The sequence below is a fragment of the Chloroflexota bacterium genome, from assembly GCA_014360825.1.
Classification (GTDB): Bacteria; Chloroflexota; Anaerolineae; order UBA2200; family JACIWT01; genus JACIWT01.
Genome location: JACIWT010000025.1, coordinates 21,692 through 27,802, shown reverse-complemented (window position 1 = coordinate 27,802; position 6,111 = coordinate 21,692). Strand labels below are relative to the sequence as shown.

Genomic DNA, 6,111 nt, shown 5'->3' with positions numbered 1-6,111 from the left:
CTGGGGCAAGAGTGGCGATGTGCCGGTAAGCGGAGACCTGGATGGCGACGGGAAGATGGACCCGGTGCTCTGGCGGCCCAGCAACGGCACCTGGTACGCTCTGAAGTCCTCTGCCGGGTACGCTTATGCTAGCAGTTTCACCCGCACCTGGGGCAAGAACGGGGACATCGCGTTGTAAGTGCGAGATGCTAGCAGGTTGCAACGAAATCCCGCTCAGTTTGAGATGCTATTCTCTACTAGGAGGGCATACATAAATAATTGGGTAGACATACATAAGAAACAGAGGGAAGGATGCTCATACTAAGCAACTGCCGCCTGTACCTGCGACAACTGGTCATATTTCTATGTGTTCTAAGCCTGCTTCTGTTGAAAGGGAGCAACCTTGTTGGGCATTTCTACCTTCAGATGGGCCTAGTCCTCTGGACTAAGGCGCTATTATCTGAGCGCAACTGCTCCCTTGATCCGGCAAAGGTAGCAAAAGCAAGTCATCTGTTGCAGTATAGTCTGACTGCACATGAAGCAAGCATGGGAATACAGCAAGCGAGAGAAATGATCTTTGAACTGGAGAAGGTGTGGCAAACGTGGCAACCCGGTGCGCGGCTCATCGAGGATTTCAGGGACCTAAAGAGCTGGCGTGAAGACTCGCTGAATAACGTGTCTTGGGATAAAGGAGACTTTGATACGAACGGTGATGTAGCAACCATGCATTTTACAAACGACGTTTCCAAACGAGACATTTTTGTTTTTCACAAATCCACATGGGTTCAAATTGGCGACAACTGCATCATGGGAATTCGGTTGCGGGCAAGTGCGGATACATTATACACGATTGAGCTCGTCGAGGATGGTCAACGTAGGAGGGTGGTCAGCTACCAGCCAGGCACAGGCGAATGGATCGTGGTGGAAGCAGGACTTACAGGCAACGAGCTACAGGAGATTACATTGGGCGTGAGCGAGCACGAGCCCATCGAGCATCCTGCAGAATGCTACCTTTTGCTAGACTGGATTGCGTTGCGATGATCCTCCGAGGTCTAAGTAAGTTAGGAGCGACCGTCACAGAGAGATGCGAGGACCCCTTTTTGACCATGCTGCTCTCCTTAGCCAGCGATTCGTTTGTGTACTTCATTGGCTCGGGAGTGATCGGTGTGGGCAACGTGGTCCTGGTGCCTTTGTATACCCGCTATCTCTCGCCAGCCGAGTTCGGAGTCTATACGTTAGTTGACATTGCCGTGCTTGTGATGGTCGCAGTCGTTGGCCTGGGATTCAATATGTCCTACTTGAGGTGGTACGTGGAGGTTAGCGAGGGTCAACGATCGGTACTTCTGAACTCCATGCTTCTTGTAAGTACGATCGCTGCCCTGTTAGGTGGGGGTGGTTTGGCAGGCATAGCGGCCAGCCTTGTGGGAGAGAAATGGTTGCAGACCGGACCGAAGAATATTGCGTGGACGCTTTTTCCTCTGGTCCTCTTGGAGAATCTGCAGGTTCTTCTTCTCACGGACCTGCGAGCTAGGCGAGATGCTGTAGCTTTTTCTCTTGGTTCAGTTATACGTGTGCTAGGGATGATTGGCTTCAGCCTGTGGTTTGTCGCTGTGCAAAAGGAAGGGGTGAGAGGTGTACTTTTGGGGCGGATAGCAGGCGACACCATAGGGGTACTGTTGTTACTTTGGGTTTGTTTTCAGCACCCAGACCTCCATTTCTCCTGGGAGCTCGTGAAGCCGATGCTACGGTATGGCTTGCCTCTCATCTACAGTAGTTTGATGGCTATGTTGTTGGATGCGTCAGGGCGTTATTTCCTCAGCCACTATGGAACATTGGAGCAGGTCGGGTTCTATGGGGCGGGAATCAAAATTTCCAACCTAATGCGAGTAATGGTTGTGCAACCTTTTGGAGTTGCCTGGGGGGGATTGATGTTTAGGATTGCTAAACAGTCAGACGCCGAGCTTATTTACTCCAAACTGTTTGCGTACATCCTTACCGCTGCCCTGGCAGTTGCGCTGGGAATAGCGCTGTTTTCACCTACCATATTTGCTTTGTTCACGACACCCGCTTATACTCCAGCACTCCAAGTGTTCCCTTTATTATTGCTGGTGCAGGTTTGTACAGTACTCCAGTATCCGGCGTCTGTTGGACTTTACCTCAAAGAGAAGACGCATCTCTTTCTCCCCATTTACGCTGTCGCCCTTGCGACTGCCGTGGTCAGCAACCGAGTTTTGACGCCAACCTATGGGATGATAGGTTGCGCAGCAGGGTCAATTGCTGGGTGGATCGCAGTCGTCGGTCTAGAATCTGTCATAGGGCAAAGGTACTATGCACTGCACTACGACTGGGGGGCAATAGTCTTCGCGGTTCTCTTAGTTTCCGGGGCGCTGGTTGTTGGTCGTCATTGGGCCCCAGGTGTTCACTTGCGACACATCCTGTTACAGGGTGCGCTGTTGCTGGTCGTGATAACGGCCTTAGGGGGTTGGTCATTCTGGGACTACCGACGGTATCGGATGCGATCTCTCAGTAGCAGAACGAGTTCTTTGATATCTCACCAAGAGGCTGAGAGATGTCACGTTAGGCCAGGGCCGACCCATGAGATATGACCAACGGGAAATCTAGTTAGAGAGGCAGTATGTTCGTTCATCAGAAGAATGAAAATCTCGGAAGTCAGTATCCCTCTGTACCACTTATACCGCTGATAGTGGCATTGCTAATAGGGGTCCTCGTCAACGCCAAATTCGGCCTGGTAGCAATCATGACTGTCATAGTCCTCTTGGTTACAGTTCTCCTGGTGACATCACGAAGCCTGTTTGCGCGATGTGTCTTCTGGCTTTTGGTTTCGAAACCAATTGTAGACCTGACCTGGCGCTGGAACGTAGGTTCTGTCGCCGGGCAGCGCCTGAATCTACAAACTCTGATCGGCCTGTACGCAATTTTCCTCGTCATCGTGGTATGGATTTTACGAAGACCAGTAGTATCCGCTTGGCCCGTGGTTGGTCTAGTAGGTGCATCGGCACTTTCTGTCCTGCTGTCAATAGGGACTGCCGGATTTTCCAACGGCCTTAATGACTTCCTGCGCCTGACCAGCGGCATCAGTTTGTTTTTTGTAGCCGGTTCCGTATTGTGCAAGGAGCACATCTTTCGCCGGTTCGCCTGGCTTGTCGTTGTCACGATAACGGTTCCATTAGCACTCTCCCTCTTGCAACTCTGGGGGCGGTTACCGTACGAGTCTTGGGATTGGATTAGCGGGATGCAGGTTGGCCGTTTGAGCGGCTCCTATCCACACGTCGCAAATCTCGTCTGTTATCTAACGTATGGCCATTTGCTTGCACTCTACCTGTTTAGTCGTTCCAACAAGGCGGTGCAACGCGTATTTCTCCTAATGTGGATGGGATTGTTGTATTATGTCTTGTACTATACCTATCACCGTACCGCTTATCTGGTGATCGCCTTACAATTGGTGAGCTGGTTGTACCTACAGAGACAAGGAGTATTGGCGTTGCTTACTGGCGTAGCTGGTGCGATTGGTGCAATCACTCGGCTTAGCGTCGTCAAAGAATTGTATGCGAGCTCGTTGGTAGCCCTTTCCAGTCCTGCTGCTGTGTTCACGCAGTCTTTCTTGCGCGGACGAGGAGAACAATGGTCGCGCTACTTGAGAGACTTTGCTCATTTTCGCCCCTTCTATTGGTTGACGGGACGAGGCAATGCCTTGCTGATCGGCGATTATCCACAGTATGTACTGGCCAGCGATGATCCCCACAATGACTTCTTACGTTTTCTCTACACGTACGGTTTCTTGGGGCTCTTCTTTTATTTGGGGACTTTGTTTTCCCTTTTCGGTGTTGCTCTCCGCCTACTCAAATTATCAACGCGTCGCTTTGATAAAGACCTGGGACGTCTCGTGCTTCTGAGCGTGGTTTCCATTGCTGTTATGAGCATGACGACGGTGCCGACGCGCTATCCAGCCGCTGTGTGGTATCTCTTTGTGTTGGGCTCAGTGGCTACCTCGAGATATCGCCAGAACAGGCAGGCTAATTGGCGTTGATGCGCGGGAAGGAAAGAGATGGACCCTAAGGCCTTTTACCGGTCGCTGTGGAGCGCCAAGAATCAAGCCAGTTATCGGCCGGCCGTGCAGCGGGATTGGTTGCACCGCTACGTACTGGACCCTATCTTTGATCCGAGAGCCAATCCGCGCCACAAAGTGGCCGCTTCAATGCTGCGCGGGGGACAACGTTTTTTGGATATAGGTTGTTGGGACGGTTGTCTCATGGAACACGTCCGAGATCACCGTCTGTACCAGGAATTCTATGGAGTTGATGTAGTGCCGCAGGCGATTGAGACCGTACGAGCTAAAGGTTTCCAGGCCCAAGTCGTGGATTTGAACCAGGAGCCGTTACCTTTCCCGGATAGCTCGTTCGATGGCGTGGCAATGCTGGCCGTATTGGAACATGTATTTGACCCGTACGCGGTGATTGGGGAAATCCATCGCGTCCTCCGTCCCGATGGAGAACTTGTTGTTGGTGTTCCAAATGCCGCCTCTCTTACCAACCGGTTACGCGTACTTTCGGGTCACCTACCCGTGACATCCACCGATGCTGGCTGGGACGGAGGACACCTGCACTATTTTACCAAGCACGCTCTCGATTGCTTCCTGCAGAGCGCGGGATTTGACATCGTGACCCGGAGGACAACGGGGGGCTGGCCTAGGCTTCGGGAATGGTGGATTTCGCTGCTGGCTGGTGAGTTGCTCTACCTATGTCAGCGACGATAGTTAGCCAAGAGAAGGAGTCTGATACCGAGGCGGAGGGTACTACGCCGCGAATGGCATATATGACTGCAAAAGGAAACCTTGCGTTGCTCCTGTATTCTTGGCCCTGAGTTCTAACAACAGGCTGGATGGGGGGCTAGGTTGATGCGCGTATTGGTCGTTCATAATCATTATCGACAACCCGGCGGGGAGCAGGTGGCTGTGGAGGCTCAGGTGGGCTTGCTACAGGAGGCGGGACATTCGGTTATTCTATACGCAAAGGATAATAGGGTCATTGAGCAATACGACTTGGGTCAGAGAATCGCCTTTCTCCTGCGCACCGTCTTTTCATGGGAAGCGTACCGTGAAATCAAGGTGCTGGTCGCCCAGAACCGACCCGATGTGGCTCATGTGCATAACGTATTCCCGCTTATCTCGCCATCGGTTTACCGCGCATTGAAGCATGCCGGGGTACCTATTATCCAGACCGTCCATAACTTCCGTTTTCTCTGCCCCAATGGCTTGCTTTACACACAGGGACACCTCTGCGAACGTTGCAAGTACGGTGATACTTTGCACGCCCTGCGCTGGCGGTGTTATCGGAATAGCTATCTGCTCTCTGCTTTGTACGCTGTCACAATTAGGTTGCACCGCCGTTGGGGAACTTTCCAGATGATCGACCATTTCATTGCGCCTACCGAATTCACAGCCGCAAAACTAGTCGAAAGCGGTCTGACGACGCGCGACAAAATCTCTGTGCTACCACATTTTCTGCCCGACCCACTACCGACGCCTGGTTCTTTTGAGCAGCGAGACCCTCACGTGATTTACCTAGGGCGGCTGTCGCCCGAAAAGGGAATTGAGATCCTAGTGGAGGCGATGACTGGCTTGCCCAGCTTGAGGCTCAAGCTATTGGGGGATGGCCCTTTAACTGCGGCAATTAGAGATCAAGTGCAGCATCAACAGTTGAGCAATGTTGAGTTGCTAGGCTACGTCTCTGGGGAGGCCAAATGGGAAGCGTTACGGCACGCTCTAGCCACGGTGGTGCCTTCGGTCTGGTACGAAGTGTTCGGGTTCGCCGTATTGGAAAGTCTGGCGGTGGGTACGTCCGTGGTAGCTTCAAACCTTGGGGGCATACCACATGTTGTGGAAGATAGGCGCAGCGGTCTGCTGTTTCGGCCTCGTGATAGCGCGAACTTGCGGGAGAAACTAGCCTGGCTGGTTGAACATCCTAAAGAAGCACTAGCCATGGGGCAATATGGACGGTATGTTGTACAGCAACGCTATACAGCAACAACACACTATGCAGCGCTCCTGGAAATCTACCGGCACATCCTTGAGCGTGCGGAGGTGCAATGATTCAACTTATCAGACCGGGTGAA

At 52.3% G+C, this 6,111-nt stretch carries 6 protein-coding genes; all 6 read left to right on the top strand.

Annotation, left to right across the window (positions count from 1 at the left end; genetic code table 11):
• Positions 1-178 (top strand): VCBS repeat-containing protein (locus H5T64_11970; GenBank protein ID MBC7265054.1); only part of this gene is annotated, 178 nt, incomplete at its 5' end.
• A gap of 113 nt (positions 179-291) precedes the next feature.
• Positions 292-1,020: a hypothetical protein gene (locus H5T64_11965; GenBank protein ID MBC7265053.1), complete on the top strand. Its 729-nt coding sequence runs from the start codon at positions 292-294 to the stop codon at positions 1,018-1,020.
• Entirely contained in the window at positions 1,017-2,585 is a 1,569-nt protein-coding gene (locus H5T64_11960; protein ID MBC7265052.1) for an oligosaccharide flippase family protein, read from the top strand. The genes H5T64_11965 and H5T64_11960 overlap by 4 nt, the downstream gene beginning before the upstream one ends.
• Before the next feature lie 29 nt (positions 2,586-2,614).
• Complete coding sequence (locus tag H5T64_11955) at positions 2,615-4,027, top strand: O-antigen ligase family protein (GenBank protein ID MBC7265051.1); 1,413 nt, start codon at positions 2,615-2,617, stop codon at positions 4,025-4,027.
• 18 nt (positions 4,028-4,045) lie between these two features.
• Entirely contained in the window at positions 4,046-4,753 is a 708-nt protein-coding gene (locus H5T64_11950) for a class I SAM-dependent methyltransferase (protein MBC7265050.1), read from the top strand.
• 141 nt (positions 4,754-4,894) lie between these two features.
• Positions 4,895-6,088, top strand: coding sequence for a glycosyltransferase family 4 protein (locus H5T64_11945; protein MBC7265049.1), 1,194 nt, complete (start codon positions 4,895-4,897; stop codon positions 6,086-6,088).
• The last annotated feature ends 23 nt before the right edge of the window (positions 6,089-6,111 follow it).

Coding starts and splice junctions, on each gene's coding strand:
- H5T64_11960 (MBC7265052.1), top strand. CDS start 1,017: ATGATCCTCCGAGGTCTAAGTAAGTTAGGAGCGACCGTCACAGAGAGA.
- H5T64_11965 (MBC7265053.1), top strand. CDS start 292: ATGCTCATACTAAGCAACTGCCGCCTGTACCTGCGACAACTGGTCATA.
- H5T64_11950 (MBC7265050.1), top strand. CDS start 4,046: ATGGACCCTAAGGCCTTTTACCGGTCGCTGTGGAGCGCCAAGAATCAA.
- H5T64_11955 (MBC7265051.1), top strand. CDS start 2,615: ATGTTCGTTCATCAGAAGAATGAAAATCTCGGAAGTCAGTATCCCTCT.
- H5T64_11945 (MBC7265049.1), top strand. CDS start 4,895: ATGCGCGTATTGGTCGTTCATAATCATTATCGACAACCCGGCGGGGAG.